Source organism: Dactylosporangium sp. NPDC049525, from assembly GCF_040676755.1.
Lineage (GTDB): Bacteria > Actinomycetota > Actinomycetes > Mycobacteriales > Micromonosporaceae > Dactylosporangium.
This window is the reverse complement of the sequence record NZ_JBFAPO010000032.1, coordinates 16,742-34,520: the sequence shown is the minus strand read 5'-3', so window position 1 is coordinate 34,520 and position 17,779 is coordinate 16,742. Positions and strand designations below refer to the sequence as shown.

The 17,779-nt window shown below is 72.8% G+C and carries 13 protein-coding genes; 10 read left to right on the top strand and 3 right to left on the bottom strand.

Going from position 1 to position 17,779, the window contains the following annotated elements; all coding sequences use genetic code 11:
* On the bottom strand, window positions 1-186 hold a 186-nt coding region (locus AB0K00_RS35270; protein ID WP_363529639.1), incomplete at its 3' end, for a hypothetical protein.
* A gap of 148 nt (window positions 187-334) precedes the next feature.
* Here AB0K00_RS35270 and AB0K00_RS35265 point away from each other — a divergent pair.
* The 3 genes from AB0K00_RS35265 to AB0K00_RS35255 all read left to right on the top strand — a co-directional run bounded on the left by AB0K00_RS35265 (window position 335) and on the right by AB0K00_RS35255 (window position 8,182).
* On the top strand, window positions 335-3,139 hold the full coding sequence (locus AB0K00_RS35265; RefSeq protein WP_363529636.1) for a hypothetical protein: 2,805 nt from the start codon (window positions 335-337) through the stop codon (window positions 3,137-3,139).
* A gap of 76 nt (window positions 3,140-3,215) precedes the next feature.
* The gene (locus AB0K00_RS35260; protein WP_363529633.1) at window positions 3,216-3,752 is read left to right on the top strand and encodes a GNAT family N-acetyltransferase; all 537 of its coding nucleotides are present in this window, start codon (window positions 3,216-3,218) and stop codon (window positions 3,750-3,752) included.
* Between the two features lie 155 nt (window positions 3,753-3,907).
* The gene (locus tag AB0K00_RS35255; protein ID WP_363529630.1) at window positions 3,908-8,182 is read left to right on the top strand and encodes a TIR domain-containing protein; all 4,275 of its coding nucleotides are present in this window, start codon (window positions 3,908-3,910) and stop codon (window positions 8,180-8,182) included.
* Between the two features lie 45 nt (window positions 8,183-8,227).
* Here AB0K00_RS35255 and AB0K00_RS35250 read toward each other — a convergent pair whose 3' ends face one another.
* Window positions 8,228-8,917 carry a VOC family protein gene (locus AB0K00_RS35250; protein WP_363529627.1) on the bottom strand — a complete coding sequence of 230 codons (690 nt, stop codon included), beginning with the start codon at window positions 8,915-8,917 and terminating at the stop codon, window positions 8,228-8,230.
* A 239-nt stretch (window positions 8,918-9,156) separates the two neighbouring features.
* Here AB0K00_RS35250 and AB0K00_RS35245 point away from each other — a divergent pair, with 239 nt between their 5' ends.
* The 7 genes from AB0K00_RS35245 (at window position 9,157) to AB0K00_RS35215 (ending at window position 16,781) form a co-directional block, all read left to right on the top strand.
* Entirely contained in the window at window positions 9,157-9,654 is a 498-nt protein-coding gene (locus AB0K00_RS35245; protein ID WP_363529624.1) for a hypothetical protein, read from the top strand.
* 92 nt (window positions 9,655-9,746) lie between these two features.
* Entirely contained in the window at window positions 9,747-12,122 is a 2,376-nt protein-coding gene (locus tag AB0K00_RS35240; protein ID WP_363529622.1) for a tetratricopeptide repeat protein, read from the top strand.
* 163 nt (window positions 12,123-12,285) lie between these two features.
* Window positions 12,286-13,197, top strand: a complete 912-nt coding sequence (locus tag AB0K00_RS35235; protein ID WP_363529619.1) for an ABC transporter ATP-binding protein — start codon at window positions 12,286-12,288, stop codon at window positions 13,195-13,197.
* On the top strand, window positions 13,187-13,996 hold the full coding sequence (locus AB0K00_RS35230) for an ABC transporter permease subunit (RefSeq protein WP_363529616.1): 810 nt from the start codon (window positions 13,187-13,189) through the stop codon (window positions 13,994-13,996). Before AB0K00_RS35235 ends, AB0K00_RS35230 begins: the two co-directional genes overlap by 11 nt.
* Window positions 13,989-15,086, top strand: coding sequence for a helix-turn-helix domain-containing protein (locus tag AB0K00_RS35225; RefSeq protein ID WP_363529613.1), 1,098 nt, complete (start codon window positions 13,989-13,991; stop codon window positions 15,084-15,086). The genes AB0K00_RS35230 and AB0K00_RS35225 overlap by 8 nt, the downstream gene beginning before the upstream one ends.
* Window positions 15,079-16,005, top strand: a complete 927-nt coding sequence (locus AB0K00_RS35220) for an ABC transporter ATP-binding protein (protein ID WP_363529610.1) — start codon at window positions 15,079-15,081, stop codon at window positions 16,003-16,005. Before AB0K00_RS35225 ends, AB0K00_RS35220 begins: the two co-directional genes overlap by 8 nt.
* Window positions 16,002-16,781 (top strand): ABC transporter permease, encoded by a 780-nt coding sequence (locus tag AB0K00_RS35215; RefSeq protein WP_363529607.1) that lies wholly within the window; start codon window positions 16,002-16,004, stop codon window positions 16,779-16,781. The genes AB0K00_RS35220 and AB0K00_RS35215 overlap by 4 nt, the downstream gene beginning before the upstream one ends.
* 37 nt (window positions 16,782-16,818) lie before the next feature.
* Here AB0K00_RS35215 and AB0K00_RS35210 read toward each other — a convergent pair whose 3' ends face one another.
* Window positions 16,819-17,736 (bottom strand): NADP-dependent oxidoreductase, encoded by a 918-nt coding sequence (locus AB0K00_RS35210; RefSeq protein ID WP_363529605.1) that lies wholly within the window; start codon window positions 17,734-17,736, stop codon window positions 16,819-16,821.
* Window positions 17,737-17,779: the final 43 nt, after the last annotated feature.

Here is a 17,779-nt window from a genome sequence, read left to right as displayed (position 1 = left end):
CCTCAGTGGACAGGAACACCTGCTTCTGCGCGTTCCACAGCCACGGCGCGACGAGGGCGCTGGAGTAGTTGCGGGCAGCAGCCAGTCGAAGCCGGCCCGGGCCGCTCCTGCAAGGAGGCCGCTGATGGCGGCCGCGGCGAGCCTGGCGCGCCGGTCCTGGCCGTGGTTGTCGGGCTGCTTGGTCATCGGGGGCTCCTTCAGTGGTGAGGAACATTCGGTTGAGCCGGCGCCGGCTGTTCCTCCACGGTCAGGCACCCGGTTCAGGCCGAACCTGAAGCCCGATGAGCGACGACGACTGGTGCGCGTCGCGGCCGGTAGGTGATGCTGGTTGCCGATGAGTGCCGACGAAAGCCGACCGAGTTCGTCCCGGCCGATCGTCCGGGTGGAGTTGCCGCAGGGCCCAGTAGCCGCGTTTCGGGACTTTCTGTACGAGCTGTACCTGCGGTCCGGGCCACTGACCCTGGACGAGCTCGTCCGCCGGATCGATACCGACGACGCCGAGGACCCGGACGTGCTCGGCAACCCGGGCCGCGACGTCGTCCACCAGATGATCAGCGGCAAGGCGCTCCCCGCGAAGTTGCACGACGCGGTGACGGTGGCCCGGCTTCTCGCGCGCGCCGGTGGCGGTGACCCGGCCGAGGCGGACCGGAAGATCCGTGAACTGCTGGTGGCGGCGCGGATGCCGCCGCCGCGGTTGGGCCGTCCGATCGGTGCGTGCGACCCGTTTGACCTGGAGGTGCACCGGAGCATTGCGTTACCGGAGCGGGCAGGCGCGTTGCCGGTGCTGCCGCCGTACGTGCCGCGGGGTCACGACACGCAGCTGGCGGAGTCCGTCGCCGCGGTGATCGCGGGGCAGAGCCGCCTGGTGGCCCTGGTCGGTGGGTCGTCGACCGGCAAGACGCGGGCGTGCTGGGAGGCGGTGCAGGCATTGCCGGGGCGGTGGCGGCTGTGGCACCCGATCGATCCGACCCGGCAGGAGGCCGCGGTGGCGGCGTTGGCGCAGGTCGGCGCCGAGACGGTGCTGTGGCTCAACGAGGCGCAGCACTACCTGCTCCTGCCGCACAACCCCAGCCTGGGCGAGCAGGTCGCCGCCGGGCTGCGCACGCTGCTGCACGACCCGCGCCGCCGGCCGGTGCTGATCCTGGCGACGATGTGGCCGAAGTACTGGGACACCCTGACCGCCGAACCGGCCCCTGGCGGGGCCGACCCGTACGCCCAGGCCCGAGCGTTGCTGGCCGGCACCGGCGTCCGCGTGCCGGACTCGTTCACCGACGCCGACCTGCAGACCTTGCGTGACAGCGCGGGCGGCGACCCGCGGCTGGACCTCGCCGCGCGTGCGCCCGGCGGGCAGGTGACCCAGCAGCTGGCCGGGGTACCGGCGCTGATCGAGCGCTACGAGCAGGCCGGCGCGGTGGCCCGGGCGGTGATCGATGCGGCGATCGACGCCCGCCGGCTCGGCCATCCGGTGCCGATCCCGCATGCTCTCCTCGAACAGGCCGCACCCGGATACCTGACCGACCACGAGTGGGACCAGGCCGGAGACGACTGGCTGGAGCAGGCCCTCGCCTACACCGCCAAACCCTGCCACGGCGTTCCCGGACCACTCATCCGCATCCGCCCCCGCCCCGGTGACCGCACCCAACCCGGCGGACCGCACTACCGCCTGGCCGACTACCTCGAACAGACCGGCCGCGCCGAACGCGCCGACACCTTCCCGCCCCCGGGCTTCTGGAATGCCGCCGCCGCCCTCACCGACCCCCGGATACTGCGGCAATTCGGCGGACATGCCGAACAGCGCGGCCGCTACCAACGCGCCGTCCAGCTCTACCAGCGCACCGTTGAGCTCGGCGACACCGGCGCGCTGTGGCGCTTGGCCGTGCTGCGCGACCAGTCCGGTGACCACGCCGGCGCCGCCGCGCTCGTTCGGCAGGCCATCGAGCTCAGCGCCGCCGGTGCGCTGCAGCTCGTGGCCGAACTGCGGTACCAGGCCGGTGATCAGGCCGGCGCCGCGGCGCTGGTTCAGCAGGCTGTCGAGCTCGGCCACACCGACGTGCTGCGGCGTTTGGCCGTGCTGCGGAACCAGGTCGGTGACCACGTCGGCGCCGAAGCACTGGTTCGGCAGGGCGGCGAACTCAGCGACACCGGCGCGCTGCGGTTGGTGGCCGTGCTGCGCGACCAGGCCGGTGATCACGCCGGCGCCGAGGTGCTCGCCCGGCAGGCCGCCGAGCTGGGCGACACCAGCGCGCTGCGGTTCGTGGCCGAGCTGCGCAGCCAGGCCGGTGATCACGCCGGCGCCGAGGCTCTTGCCCGTCAGGCCGCCGAGCTGGGCGACACCAGCGCGCTGCGGCTCGTGGCCGAGCTGCGGAACCACGCCGGTGATCACGCCGGTGCCGAGGTGCTCGCCCGGCAGGCCGCCGAGCTGGGCGACACCAGCGCGCTGCAGTTCCTGGCCGTGCTGCGCGACCAGGCCGGTGACCACGCCGACGCCGCGGCCTTTGCTCGGCGCGCCGGCGAACTCGGCGACACCAGCGCGCTGCAGCTCCTGGCAATGCTGCGCGACCGGGCCGGTGACCATGCAGGCGCCGAAGCTGTCGCGCGGCAGGCCGCCGAGCTGGGCGACACCAGCGCGCTGCGGTTCGTGGCCGAGCTGCGCGACCACGCCGGTGACCAGGACGGCGCCGAGGTGCTCGCCCGGCAGGCCGCCGACCTCGGCGACACCAGCGCGCTGCAGCTCCTGGCCGTGCTGCGGCACCAGGCCGGTGACCCCGCCGGCGCCGAAACGCTGGTGCGGAGGGCCCTTGACCTCGGCGACACCAGCGCGCTGCGGCTCGTGGCCGTGCTGCGCAACCAGGCCGGTGACCACGCCCGCGCCGAAGCTCTTGCCCGGCAGGCCGTCCAGCTCGGCGACACCGGCGCGCTGCGGTTCCTGGCCAAGCTGCGCGACCGGGCCGGTGACCACGTCGGCGCCGAGGGGCTTGCCCGGCAGGCCGTCCAGCTCGGCGACACCGACGCGCTGCGGTTCCTTGCCGAGCTGCGCGACCGGGCCGGTGACCAGGTCGGCGCCGATCGCATCCGCCGGTTCGGGTTGCTCGACAGCGGCACGCCCGCGACGTCGCTGACTGTCGATCACGGACGCTGATGTCCTGTGTCTGAGAGGCTCGACAGTCAGCGGAAACTCAGGTGGCCTCGGTCCGCTGTCTGGGTACGGTTGGGCGGTGCCTGAGCTGCAGCGGCTGCATGCCGGCCATGCCCCGGCGGTCCTGGCGTTCGAGCTGGCGAGCCGCGCCTACTTCGCGGCGTCGATCTCCGACCGCGGCGACGAGTTTTTCGACCAGTTCGCCGACCGGCACAGCGCCCTGCTCGCCGAACAGCAGGCCGGCACCGGCGTGTTCTACGTGCTCGTCGCCGAGGACGGCGCGGTGCTGGGCCGGTTCAACCTGTACGACGTCGGGGACGGCATTGCCAAGCTCGGCTACCGGGTCGCGGAGCACGTCGCCGGCCGTGGTGTGGCGACGGCGACCGTGCGGGAGCTGTGCGAGCTGGCGGTGGCGCGGCACGGGCTGCGCACGCTGCGGGCGGCCACCGCCGGCGACAATGCCGCGTCCCAGAAGGTGCTGACCAAGGCCGGGTTCGTGCCGGTCGGCCCGGCCGGTCCGGCCGACCTCGGGGGCAAGTCAGGCACCTGGTATCAGCGCGACCTGATCCAAGGAAACGCGAAATCAGATCGCATTGTTCGCTGGAGTGATCGGTGAAAATCATCGGTACTCCGTGGAACGACTACTGGCCCGGCGGCGAATGTTCGTGCTGCGTCGGTCGTTCTTCGGGGTACGAAAGGAGGATCGTGATCGAGCGGCGGACGGCTGTCTAATTGCGACGTTGTTGCCGGAGATGAATTCAGGGAGTTGATTTGGCCCGCGTCTTCGTCAGCTACGCAACGGAGGACCGATTACTCGCCGAGGGCTTTGTCGCATGGCTGCGCGGTGAGGGTCACCAGGTGTTCTTCGACCGGGACGCCGAGCACGGCATCCCCGTCGGCGATGACTGGGAGCAGCGGCTGTATGAGCGGCTGCGCTGGGCGGACGCGGTCTTGTGCCTGGTGACCGCCGACTACACCGCCTCCGCGTGGTGCTCGGCGGAGCTGGGCATCGCCCGGTCCCTCGGCTGCCGGCTGCTGCCGGTGCGCAGCGGCCCGGCGAAACACCACCCATTGCTGCGGGCCGTTCAGGTCGTCGACCATGACGACAGCGGCGATTGGCAGCACCGGATCGGCCGAACGCTGCGGGGTATCGACGCCTACGGCGGCACCGGCTGGGATGTGCGACGAAGTCCGTTTCCCGGTCTGCAGCCTTTCGACACCGATATGCATCAGGTGTTCTTCGGCCGGGAGACCGAGATCAATGCCCTGGCCGCGGTGCTGCGGTCGCCGCCGGAACGCGCGGGCGCGATGACATTGGTGATCGGACCGTCCGGCTGTGGCAAGTCGTCGCTGCTGCGCGCCGGGCTCATTCCCCGGCTCGCGGCGGAGCCGGGCTGGCTGGCGCTGCCGGTGTTCGTGCCGGGCAAGGACCCGATGGGTTCGCTGGCCGTGGCCGTCGCCGCGGCCGCCAAACGCCTGGGTCTCGACTGGACCGCCACCTCGGTCGTGCACCGGCTCGGCACCGAGGAGGGGTTCGCCGACGTGGTCGCGGACCTGCTCGCCGCCGCACCCGACGGTCCCGACGGCCGGCTCCTGGTGGTGGTCGATCAGGTCGAGGAGCTGCTCAACGACGCGAGCGAGACCGCCCGTGGCGACTTCGCCCGGGCGGTGTCGTCGGTGCCGGGGGACCGGGTACGCCTGGTCGGGTCGATGCGCCTGGAACTGCTCGCGTCGCTGCTCGCGGACACGTCGTTGGCGGCGGTGGCGGTGCGGCCGTTCGCGGTGCGGCCGTTGCAGCGTGACGCGCTGCCGTCGGTCATCCGCGGACCGGCCCGGCTGGCGGGCATCGGCGTCGACGAGGAGCTGACCGAGCGGCTGGTGGCGGACACCGGCGACGGTGAGGCGCTGCCGTTGCTGGCGTTCACCCTGTCCGAACTCGCCGCGGGAGTCACCCGCGGCGGGCACCTGTCGGCCGGCGCGTACGAGGCGCTCGGCGGCGTCCGCGGCGCGGTCCGCGGTCGCGCGCACGACGCGTTGACCGCGGCGGCGAACGCCACCGGACGCGACGAGGACGAGGTGCTCGCCGGGCTGCTGCAGCTCATCGCCGTCGACGACGAGGGCCGTCCGGCGCGGCGGCGGGTCGCCCGCGCCGAACTGTCGGACCAGGTCAACGCCGAACTGGACTGCTTCGTCGCCCGCCGCCTGCTCGTGGTCGACACCGAGGCGGACCGGCCGGTCATCTCCGTCGCCCACGAGGCGTTCCTGTCCGACTGGCCGCCGCTCAGCCAGGCCATCGAGGCCAACGCCAAGACCCTCCGGGACCGTCACGCGGTCGAGCGGGCCGCCAATGACTGGGCCGCCGACGATGACGACGCCCAGCTGCTGCGCGGCGCCCGCCTGGACACGGCCCGGCTGCTGCTGGACGGCGGCCATCTCAGCGACGCCGGCCGGCGGTTCGTCGTGGCGGGCCTGGACGCCCGGCATCGGGTGGACCGCGCCGTCCGCCGTCGCCGCCAGGCATGGATCGCCGCGGCGCTCGTCGGCGTCGCGGTGGTGGCGGCGTCGTCCACCGCCATCGGGGTCACGACGGCCGAGGAGCGGGCGCAGGCCCGGCGGGACACGACCCGGCAGCTGCTCGCCGAGGCGCAGGCCAACACCGGCAGCCGTCCCGAGACGGCGCTGCGCTGGGGGGTCACCGCCGCCCGGTTCGCCGCCGACACGGGCGACGCCCAGTTGCGGGCACAGGCCCACGACGGCCTGGTCGCGACCCTGGCATCCAGCCGCTACCTCGGCCCCGTGCCCGTCGACGACGACGTGGTCCAGTTCGTCGCCGGTCCGGGGGGACTGGCGGCGACGGTGACCGCCACGTACCGCGTCCAGCTGCGGGACGTCCCGGACGGCCGATCCGAGGACAGGGTCACGTTGCCCGACACCGCCGGGCAGGTCGAGCAGGTCTTCTTCGGCCCGGCGAAGGACCGGCTCACCACCCTCGCGTCGAACGGCCCGCTCACGGTGTGGAACATCCACGACCTGCACCATCCCGTTGTGGTCGGGGCGGCACCGATGGACGCGAAGCACCGGATCACCGCGGTCGCGACGAGCCCGGACGGTGCGCGGATCTTCACCGGTGACTCCGACGGTCTGGTGTCCGTGTGGAGCCTCGCCGACCCGGCCCGACCGGCGAAGACCGGCACGATGCAGTCCACCACCCGCCCCAGCGTCCGGGAGTACGCCCGCGACGAGTTCGCCATCAGCAGGTCCCGCCCCGCGGTGGTCGCCCTCGCGTACGCGTCGGACAACACGCTCGTGTCCAGCACGCTCGACACGCTGACCCGATGGGACCTGTCCGCGGCGCCGCCGAGCTCGGTCCGCACCGCGGATCTCCCGTCGATGGCGCAGGCGTACCCGAACGCGTCGAACTACAACAATGCCCCTGTCCAACCGCTGCCGGACGCGAAGACCGTCGTGCAACTGGCGCCGGACGGCACCCTCGCACTGGTCGGCGGCAGCACCCTGAACAACGCGGCCGCGATGCTCGTCAGCACCGGCCCCGCGGGCACCGTGTTCGCGTCCCTGCCCGGCCACGCCCACTCCCTGGCCTCGGCCGCGTTCAGCCACGGCGGCAGGTATCTGGCCACCATCGGCGCCGACTCCTCGGTCCGGCTGTGGGACGTGCGCAACCCGTCCCGGCCGGTCCAGGTCGGCGCGCTGTCCAGCGACGCCAGCATCCCGCTGGCCGCGGAGTTCAGCCTGGGCGACACCGCGCTCTACGTGTGGCGCAGCGACCGGTCGATCGTGCGGTACGCGACCGAGGGTGTCGTGTCCGAGGCGCACCGGCTGACGCTGCAGGCGGACCGGCGCCTCGTCCAGGCGCTGGCCGTCCTGGACGGTGCCGAGCCCGACGTGCTCAGCACCTCCAGCGGCCCCAACGCGCCACGGGTGGTCGCCACCGCGGATCCGAAGCGGCACCTGCTGGCGGTCGGCACGCGGGCGAGCCGGACGGGACCGTTCCCACCGAGCGACGCGGAGGTGCAGCTCCTGGACACCAGCACCGACGACGTCAAGCCCTATGCCACGATCCCCGACTTGGACACCGTGACCGCATTGACGCTGAGCGAGTCGGGTCGTCTGCTGGCCGTGGGTACCGCCCAGGGGTCCACGTTCCTCTACAACCTCAGCGATCCCCGCAACCCGGTGAAGGTCTCGGGCGTGTTCGCCTTCCACGCCATCACCTTCCCGATCGACATGCTCGGCCTGCCCACCGAGGAGATCGCCCAGCTCGCGATCAGCCCCGACGAGCGGCGCCTGGCCATCGGTACCGTGGGCGCCGGTGTCTTCGTCTATGACATCCGCGATACCGCACGCATGGTGTTCATGACGCGCCTGACGGAGCCGGCCGGCGCGGTGCACGCCTTGGCGTTCAGCCCCGACAACGCCGTGCTCGCCGCCGGCAGCGGCGACGGGGTGATCCGGGTCTGGGACGCGCAGACGACCACCGCGACCGGCCCGCTTGCCGCCTCACCGAGCCTGTCGGCGCCGGCCACCGCACTCGGCGCGTCGCCTGCGGCGGCCACCGCTGCGACCGGCACGCCCAGCGCCGAGCCGGCCACGACCACCGCGAGCGGCCGGCCGGCAGACCGCGCCACGATCAACCCACTGACCCTCACCGCCGCACTGCAGTCGACCGACGGCGGTGTCCTCGCCCTCGCCTACGACCGCGACTCGCGCCTGCTCGCCACCGGCGCCAGCTCCGGCGCGGTGACCCTCTGGGACAACACCGATCCGCGGCATCCGAAGAAGCTGCAGACCTTCCAGGGCCCCGCCGACGGCGTCACCACCGTCGCGTTCGCCTCCGGCGGCGAACAACTGCTGGCAACCGACGGGATGCACACCGTCGTGACCTGGTACACCACCCGGGCCAAGCGCATCGTGGCATCGCCGGAGACGGTCGCGTGCAACGCCGTCCACCAGGGCCTCACCCGCCAGGAGTGGACCGTCCACCTGCCCCGCTACGGCTACACCCCGACGTGCCGCGGGACGAACTGACGGCCTTGTGGGGTGTTGTTGCCTTCCCGTTCTACGTATGGCTGCTCAGTTCCCGTTGTCATGCGCCGGGCGGCGGTCGGTCCGGCCTCTGAGGAACTGGCCGAGCCCTTCGCCGTCCTCGACGGCAATGAACGCGCCCCGCACGTTGAACAGCACCTCTTCGGTGTGCGTGGTGCAGGCCCACGCCGAGTCTCCCCACGAGTCGGTGAGCTTGACCTGCGCGGATTCCTCGCATCGGGTGCGGTCGGACTGGCCGACCTGGCAGTGCTCCGGGGCCCCGCCGCGCTGGCTCACCGCCTCCGCCGCCTGCCGGATCAGCGAGAAGCGGGCCTCCGCGCCGGTTGCCGCCTTGCGGTTCTCCGCCGCCACGGCCGTGCGCTGCCCGAGCAGGATGACGTTTCCGTCCGGGTCGCGGACGCGGCCCTCACCGCCCGGTGCGTGGTCGGGGTAGCCGACCCGCTCCGCGGCGTACCCGCCGGCGTTGAGCGCGTCGAGGGCGGCCTCGAGGTTGTCGACGTAGAAGTACACCAGCAGCGGCAGTTCGACCGTGATCAGCCGTGGCTGCACGGCGGCGAGCAGCATCGTCAGTTCGCCGCAGCGCAGGTAGCACCAGCGCGACGTGCCGTCACCGCCGGTGCGCAGCGCGGACCAGCCCAGCAGGGCATAGAACGGCACGGACCGGTCGACGTCTGAGACGTACAGGACGGGCACCGACGCCTCGACTGTTGACAGCACGGGCGGGACTGTACAGCGACCTGCGCCGCGGGGCATCTCGTGCGGTTGAAACGCAGACCCGCGCCGTCCGGGCGGCGGTCCCAGCGGAAGAGGGGTCCGCACGCCGATGTACGCCGTCGTCCGTGAATGGACGGAATCGCGGTCCGGCCGGCGCCCGCCTCCGCATCATGTGGCGCAGGGCCACGGTCGTCGCCGCCCGTGGCCGGAGCCGTCTCATCGTCCCTGGGAGTGAGTGACACATGTCGAAGTTCCGCACGCGTCGCGTGATGCGCCTGCTCGTCACGGCGGCGGCCGCGATCGGGGTCATCGCGCTGCCCGCCGTCCCGGCGCACGCCACCTACGGTCCGCAGTTCGGCACCGTGCACTGGCAGCTGCTCAACAGCAACGGGAACCAGCTGATCGGCAGCATCGACGGCACGGTCGAGTTCGATGACGGCAACACGATGTTCCGCTACTCGCTGACCATGTGCCGGCAGAACAGCTTCACGGCGCCGTACGCCTACGTGTACGTCAACGGCACCTACGCGTTCCCGCTGTACCCCGCGTACACCGGCCTGCCGGCGTGCGGCGGCGCCTCGGCCCTGGGTGGCGTGGTGACGGGGGAGGTTGTCCCCGGCGGTGTCGTGCGGAACGTGACCGTGGAGTTCCACGGGTCGTACTACGGTTCCGGCAGCAACGGTTACCCCCTGTGGGAGCAGCGCCAGCGGAGCATCCTGAAGGACAACCCGTACAACTGACCGAACGACACCCGTCGATCGGCCCATGCTGCCGCGGAAGGTCGGGACCTATCCTGCTGTGAGTAGGTGGTCCCGACCGGTGCAGGTGGCGGATGGTCTTCGGCGCGGACGAGCAGCTGCTGGGAGACGCCGCGGGCCGCGTGGAAACGTTGGCGGAGCTGGCCGGCCTGCTGCGTGCGCTGCGACGCCGGCACGCCCGCCGGTGCGGCGAGCGGGAGTTGTCCTACCGGACCCTCGCCGCCCGCACCGGCTGGTCGCACACCGCGGTGGCCGAGTACTTCACCGGCAAGACGCTGCCGCCGACGGACCGGTTCGACGTCCTCGTCGACCTGCTGGGCGCCGGTCCGGCCGAGCGGGGCGCCCTGGCCACCGCCCGCGACCGCGTCCACGAGCAGCGCCGCGGCGACGCGGGCCCGGCCGCCCCGCAGCCACCGGCGCTGGTACCGCGGCAGCTGCCGCCCGCGGTGCAGCAGTTCAGCGGCCGGTGCCCGGAGCTCGCCGAGCTGACCGACCTGGCCGCCCGGGCCTCGGCGACCGGGCCGGTCACGGTCGCGATCACCGGCACGGCCGGCATCGGCAAGACCGCCCTCGCGCTGCACTGGGCGCACCGGATGGCCGGCCGGTACCCCGACGGCCAGCTGTACCTGGACCTGCGTGGCTTCGACCCGAGCGGCGCGGCGATGCCGGCCGGGGAGGCCCTGAGCCAGCTGATCGAGGCGCTCGGCGTGCCGCCGCAACGGATCCCGCCGGACCTGGCGGCGCGGGCAGCGCTGCTGCGCACCGCGCTTGCCGGCCGGCGGATGCTCATCGTCCTGGACAACGCCCGCGACAGCGCCCAGACCCGCCCGCTGCTGCCCGGCACGCCGGGCTGCCTGGTGGTGGTGACCAGCCGCAACCAGCTTCCGGGCCTGGTGGCCGCCACGGGCGCGCATCCCGTGACGCTCGACCTGCTGCGCCCGGAGGAGGCCACCGAGCTGCTCCTGCGCCGGGTCGGACCGCACCGCGGGCAGGCGGGGCCGGCGGCGATCGATGCCATCGTGGCCCGCTGCGCCGGGCTGCCACTCGCCCTCGCGCTGGTCGCCGCCCGCGCCGCCACCCGCCCGCGGGCCGCGCTGTCGTCCCTCGCCGCCGAGCTGCGCGACGCCCGTACCCCACTCGACGCCCTGGACAGCGACGAGCCGGACGGCGCGGTCCGCACGGTGTTCTGGTGGTCGTACCGCGCGCTGCGGCCCGCCGCGGCCCGGCTGTTCCGGCTGCTCGGCCTGCACCCCGGCGGCGGCGTGCCGGTGTCCACCGCCGCCAGCCTGGCCGGGCTGCCGGTGGCCGGGACGCAGCCGCTGCTGGCCGAGCTGGTCCTGGCGAACCTGCTGACGGAGCACACCGGCGGCCGATACCTCCTGCACGACCTGCTGCGGGCCTACGCGACGGAGCGGGTGGCGGCCGAGGAACCGGACGATCAACGGGCCGCCGCCGTGCGCCGGATGATCGAGCACTACCTGCACACCGCGTACCACGCCGACCTGCTCCTAGGTGCCCAGTGGGAGGAACTGGTCTTCGACCGGCGCGAGCCCGGGGTCGTCCCGGAGCCCGTCGCGGACCGCCGGGCGGCGCTGGAATGGTTCACCAGCGAGCAGCCCGTCCTGCTGCGCACCGTGGCGCTCGCGGTGGTGGCCGGGCTCGACGCCGCGGCGACCCGGCTGGCCTGGACGCTGACCAGCTTCCTCGACTGGCACGGGCAGTGGGCGGCCCTGGTCGAGGTCCAGCAGGCCGGGCTGGCCGCCGCCGAACGTGCCGGCGAACCGGCGTTCCAGGCGCACGCACGGCGCGGCCTCGCCCGGGCGTACACCCGCACCGGCCGCTACGGCGCGGCCCACCGCCACCTCGCTGCGGCGCTGGAGCTGTCCCGCCGCTGCGGCGACCCGGTCGGGCAGGGCCAGGTCCACCTCAGCATCGCGTTGGTCCTGGAACGGCAGGAACGGTACGCCGAGGCGCTCGACCACGCCCGCCGCGCATTCGAGGCGTTCGGGACGGTCGACAACGGCCGGTGGAAAGGTCGCGCGCTGAACGTGGTCGGCTGGTATCACGCCCTGCTCGGCGACCACGCCCAGGCGCTGACCTCCTGCCGTGCGGCGCTGGAGCTGCTCCAGGATTTCGAAGCCCTCGCGGATCACGTCAACACCTGGGACAGCATCGGTTTCGCCCAGTTCCACCTGCACCAGTTCGACGAGGCCATCACCTCCTACCGGGAAGCCCTCGACCGCTGCCGGCACCTCGGCGACCGGCACGGCGAGGCGATGATCCTCGGACATCTCGGCGACGCACACCGCGCCGCCGGCGCCGTCGACGAGGCCCGGGCCGCCTGGCAGCGGGCCGCCGGCCTGCTCGACGACCTGCACCTGCCGGACGACCTCGAACAGATCCACGCCCGCCTGGCCGCCACCGGGCCGCGGTCCCCGCAGCCGGCGTGACCACGGACCGGCACGGTCTCGGCGGGTGGCGGCGTTCCGGACATCGGAAGGATCGGCGCACCGAACGCGTCCGGATGCCGGCCTTGGCGCGGTGCCGCCGCCGGGGCGATGCTGCCGGCATGGACGACAGCACGATCCTGAACACGGCCCGCGGGCGGCCCTCATGACCGCGGTGGTGCAGGCCGACGGTCTGACGAAGTTCTACGGCTCGCAACGCGGGCTGGAGGACCTGACATTGACGGTCGAGGCCGGCGAGGTGTTCGGTTATCTGGGGCCGAACGGTGCGGGGAAGACGACCACGATCCGGTTGTTGCTCGACTTCATCCGCCCGACCCGGGGCACTGTGCGGGTGCTGGGCGCCGCGCCGCGCGGCGGCGACGGTGTGGCGGCCCGCCGCAGGATCGGCTACCTGCCGGGGGAGCTGGCGTTCGACGGCCGGGACAAGGCCGGTGAGCTGCTGCGGTTCCTCGGCGACGCCCGTGGCGGTGTCGCGCGGCAGCGCATCGTGGAGCTGGCGGACCGGTTCGAGCTCGACCTCGGCCGGACGGTGACGGACCTGTCGAAGGGCAACAAGCAGAAGATCGGGCTGGTACAGGCGTTCATGCACGACCCGGACCTGCTGATCCTCGACGAGCCGACCAGTGGCCTGGACCCGTTGATGCAGCAGGAGTTCCTGCAACTGGTACGGCAGTCCCGCCGGGCCGGGCAGACGGTGTTCATGTCCTCGCACCTGCTCGCGGAGGTCCAGCACGCCGCGGACCGGGTCGGGATCGTACGGCAGGGCCGCCTCGTCGCGGTCGAAAGAGTCGAGTCACTCGGCAAGCGCGCCAAACGGCACGTCGAACTGCACTTCGACGGTGCGGTGCCGGCGAGCGACTTCGCCGGCCTGCCCGGGGTGACCGACCTGGTCGTCGACGGTGCGGTCGTCCGGTGCACCGTCGACGGCAAGCTCGACGCGTTGATCAAGGCGGCGGCCCGGCACACGGTCGTGGACCTGATCTCCACCGAACCGGACCTCGAGGAGACGTTCCTCAGCTACTACTACGCCCAGGACGGTGCGCACCATGCTGCCTGACCTGATGTCCCCGCTCGTGGTCAAGACGGTGCGGGACTGGCGGCGCGCCACCGTCGGCTGGGCGGTCGGCCTGGCCGTGTTCGTGCTGGTGTACCTGGGGTCCTGGGCGAGCCTGCGGGACCAGGACGCGCTGCTGACGTTGAAGACCGACACGATGCCGAAGGGGTTGTCCGTCGCGTTCGGGCTGCAGGACATGACCACCGGCGCCGGATACCTGCAGAGCACCGTGTACAGCGTGATCGGGCCGCTGCTGCTGAGCATGGCCGGCATCATGTTCGGCGCGAAGGCCGTCGCCGGTCTGGAGGACCGGCACGTGTTGGACCTGTTGCTGGCCAACCCGATCAGCCGGCAGCGGTTCGTGTGGCAGCGGTACTGCGCGCTGCTGACCGTCATGGGCGGCCTCGGGCTGGTGCTGCTGGTCCTGCCGCTGCTGCTGAGCCAGACTCTGCACATGGGGGTGAGCGTGGTCGACGTGACCGCCGCCAGCGTCGGGCTGTTCGCGCTGGGCCTGCTGCACGCGACCCTGTCGATGGCCGTGGGCGCCGCGACCGGGCGGCGGGCGACCGCGCTCGGCGTGGCCGGCACCGTCGCCATGGCCGGATACGTCATCTTCGCGTTGGGCCGCAGCGTGTCATGGCTGGAGCCGCTGCGCTGGCTCTCACCGTTTCACTACTACCTCGGCGGCGACCCACTGCACGCCGGCTTCCACGTCGGCTACCTGCTGGTCCTGCTGGCCGGGTCGGCGGCCCTGACCGGGTTCGCGCTGCGCGGCTTCGACCGCCGCGACGTCCGTGTCTGACACCACCGACGACCTGGCCGCCGCGCTCGGGGACATCCTCGCGGCGACGGCCCGGACCGGACGCCGGCCCGACGCCGCCGAGCTCAGCACGTGCCGGCACCTCGGCGGGGCGGCGGCCGCCGAGGGCGTCGGGGTCCGCGACCTGGTCATGACGGCGCTGCACGTCGCCGAGCACGCCGCGGCCGACCCGGTGCCCGGTGCCGTGACCGCCGGTCAGGCCCGAGCCGCCGGGCGGGCACTGGTGACGGCGCTGCGGGACGTGACCTCGGCACTGCTGGACGGGCATGACAGCGCGCAGCGGCAGGCCGCGCTGGTCGATGCCCGCATGCGGCAGCAGTTCATCGACGACCTCCTGCACGGCCGGCACGACGCCGGCCGGCTGGCCGAGCAGGCCGAACGGTTCGGGCTGCTGCTCGCCGGCCGGCACGTCGTGGCCGTCGCCCGGGCCGACGCCCCGTTCACCAACGAGGTCGTGGTGCGGGTCGACGCCGGCCTCACCGGACGGTTCGGGCAGCACAACGTCCTTGTCGCCGTCCGCGACGGGCTCCTCGTGTGCGTCCTGCCCAGCACGCTGCGCGGCGGGCCGGGCGAGTTCGCGCACCACCTGCTGACCGTGCTCGGCCGCCCGTCCGGCTGGCAGATCGGCGTCGGCCGGCCGCAGTCCGGGCCGGCCGGGGTCATGCGGTCCTTCGAGGAGGCCCGCAACGCCCTGCACCTCGCCGCCCGGCTCGGCTTCACCACACCCGTGCTGCACGCCGCGGACCTGCTGGTGTTCCCGGTGCTCCTGCGGGACCGGGCCGCGATCGTCGACCTCGTCCAGTCGGTCCTCGGCCCGCTGCGCGACGCCCGCGGCGGCGTCCAGCCGATGCTGGACACGCTGACCGCGTTCTTCGACCACCACGGCAACATCACCGCCGCCGCCCGCGTCCTGCACCTCACCAGCCGGGCCGTCACCTACCGCCTCGACCGGATCACCGCCCTGACCGGCTACGCCCCGACCGAACCGATGCAGCGGTTCACCCTCGAGGCCGCAGTCCTCGGCGCCCGGCTGCTGCAATGGCCCGCCGTCGAACTGGACGAGCATGACTGACACCGTCATCGCCGCGACGACCCTCAGCAAGCGCTACCGCGACGTCCTGGCCGTCGACCAGCTCGACCTGCACGTGCGTGCCGGGGACATCTACGCACTGCTCGGCCTGAACGGCGCCGGCAAGACCACCCTCATCCGGATGCTGCTCGGCATGATCCGGCCCACCGCCGGCAGCGTCACCGTGCTCGGCGCGCCGGTCGGATCGTCCGGCACCGGCCCGTGGAACAGCGTCGGCCACCTCGTGGAGACACCGGCGGCGTATCCGGAGCTGACGGTCCGGCAGAACCTGCACCTGGTCCGCCGGCTGCGCCGCATCACCGCCCGGGACGTCGTCGACGACGTGCTGGAGCGGCTGGACCTCACCGGCTACGCCGACCGGCGGGCCGGGGCACTGTCGCTCGGCAACGCGCAACGGCTCGGCCTGGCCAAGGCCCTCATCCACCGGCCCCGGCTGCTCATCCTCGACGAACCCACCAACGGCCTGGACCCGGCCGGCGTCGTGGAGATCCGCACCCTGCTGCGCGACCTCGCCGACCGGCACGGCACCACCATCTTCCTGTCCAGCCACCTGCTCGCCGAGGTCGCCCGCACCGCGACCCGGATCGGCGTCATCCACCACGGCCGCCTCTTGCAACAGCTCGACGCCGCCGAACTGCCCGACCGGCTCCGGCAGCGGCTGCTGGTGTCCGCCCGTGACCTGCCTGCGGCCCGGGCCGCGCTCACCGCCGCCGGCTACCCGTGCGAACCCGTCGACGGGCACCGCCTGGCCGTCACCGGGCCGGACGCCCCGCGCCGCTCCGACGACGTGGCCACGGTCCTGGTCAGGGCCGGTTGCCCACCCACCGAGCTCGTCATCGACCGCGAGGACCTCGAACGGTACTTCCTGCGCCTCGTCACCGAACCGGGAGCCGACCGATGACCGCGGCACTGATCACCGAAACGGTCAAACTGCGGCGGTCCCGCATGTGGTGGATCACGCTGCTCGGGTTCACCGTCGCCGGCGCCGTCGGCACCCTGTTCATGTACATCGGCCAGGACCCCGGCCGGGCCAGGAAGCTGGGCCTGCTCGGCGACAAGGCGCAGCTCGCGACCATCACCGCCGACTGGCCCGGTCACCTGGCGCTGCTCGGTCAGATCAGCTCCATCGGGGGCGTCGGCATCTTCGGCGTCCTCATCATCTGGATCTTCGGGCGGGAGTTCTCCGACCACACCGTCAAGGACCTCCTCGCCCTCCCCACGAGCCGCACGGCGATCGTGCTGGCCAAGTTCACCGTCGCCGCGGGCTGGTCCGCGGTGCTCACCCTGTACCTGTGTGGGCTCGGCATCGCCGGCGGCGCGATCCTCGACCTGCCCGGCTGGTCCGCAGGCGCGGCCACGCACGGGCTCGGCCGACTGGTCGCGGCCGCCGGGATGACGCTGCTGCTCACGTTCCCCTTCGCGCTGGCCGCCAGCGCCGGCCGGGGCTACCTCGCCGCTGTCGGCGCGCTGTTCGGCGCCGTGTTCAGCGCCCAGATCGTCGCCGCCCTCGGTTACGGCGCCTACTTCCCGTGGTCCGTGCCCGCGCTGTACACCGGCGTCACCGGACCCGACGGTCAGCACGCCGGCTGGTGGAGCCCGATCACCGTGGCCGCCGTCGGCGTCGTGGCCGTGGGTGCCACGGTGCGGTGGTGGCGGCGCGCCGACCAGACGGGCTAGGAGCGTCGCCGCCGACGGTTGAGATGGATCAGTCATCTCATGGACGAACGTTAATGATCGTCTTGCCCTTGATCCGCCCGGTCGGGTTGAGGGCGGCGACGGCATCGTCCAGGGTTGCGATGGTGCCGATGTTTGTCCGCAGTCGTCCGTCTCGCACCCGGTGGACGATCTCACGCAGTTGGGTGCGATCGGCCTCGACGACGAAGTCGATCGCCAGGCCGTTTGCGGGGCGCGCCTCGGGCGGCCCGACGACGGTCACCAGTGTTCCTCCGGCGCGAATCAGGGCCGCGGACCGAGTCTGGATGTCTCCGCCGATGACGTCGAACACCAGGTCGACGCCGCCGACGTCTTCCAGGGCGTCGTTGTCGAGGTCGACGAACTCCATCGCGCCGAAGTCGAGCGCCTTCTGACGGTCAGCAGCGCGCCCCGTACCGATGACATACGCGCCGGCCTCGCGCGCGAGTTGCGTCACCATCGTCCCGACTGCCCCGGCCGCGCCGTGCGCGAGGACACGCTGCCCCGCCTGAAGCCGGCCGTGCTCGAACAGCCCCTGCCACGCGGTCAGGCCCGAGATCGGCAGGCTGGCGCCCACCGTGAAGTCGACGTCGCCCGGCAGCGGCGCGAGGTTGCGTGCCTCGACGGCCACAGACTCCGCCAGGGTGCCGTCGCGATGCCAGTCCGTGAGGCCGAACACCCGCTGTCCGATGGACAGGCCAGTCGTGCCGTACCCGAGAGCGGTGACCACTCCGGCCAGCTCGTGCCCGGGAATCGACGGTGTCCGGTCACGGTCGACGCGATCGGTCCAGGTCGAGGGCCACTCCATCTCGGTCGGGACGAATCCCGACGCATGAACCTGAACCACGACGTCGTTCAGCGCTGCCGACGGCTCGGGCCGCTCCACCAGCGTCATTCCGGCCGTTCCCGCAGCCTGGTCCGTCACCACGATCGCCTTCATGGGAATTGCCTCCTCGGCCATTGGTCTCTTGTCGGAAATGGTG

Excerpts from the sequence above, each read along its gene's own strand:
- AB0K00_RS35265 (WP_363529636.1), top strand. The coding sequence starts at position 335 with ATGAGTGCCGACGAAAGCCGACCGAGTTCGTCCCGGCCGATCGTCCGG.
- AB0K00_RS35245 (WP_363529624.1), top strand. The coding sequence starts at position 9,157 with ATGTCGAAGTTCCGCACGCGTCGCGTGATGCGCCTGCTCGTCACGGCG.
- AB0K00_RS35230 (WP_363529616.1), top strand. The coding sequence starts at position 13,187 with ATGCTGCCTGACCTGATGTCCCCGCTCGTGGTCAAGACGGTGCGGGAC.
- AB0K00_RS35235 (WP_363529619.1), top strand. The coding sequence starts at position 12,286 with ATGACCGCGGTGGTGCAGGCCGACGGTCTGACGAAGTTCTACGGCTCG.
- AB0K00_RS35210 (WP_363529605.1), bottom strand. The coding sequence starts at position 17,736 with ATGAAGGCGATCGTGGTGACGGACCAGGCTGCGGGAACGGCCGGAATG.
- AB0K00_RS35240 (WP_363529622.1), top strand. The coding sequence starts at position 9,747 with ATGGTCTTCGGCGCGGACGAGCAGCTGCTGGGAGACGCCGCGGGCCGC.
- AB0K00_RS35220 (WP_363529610.1), top strand. The coding sequence starts at position 15,079 with ATGACTGACACCGTCATCGCCGCGACGACCCTCAGCAAGCGCTACCGC.
- AB0K00_RS35215 (WP_363529607.1), top strand. The coding sequence starts at position 16,002 with ATGACCGCGGCACTGATCACCGAAACGGTCAAACTGCGGCGGTCCCGC.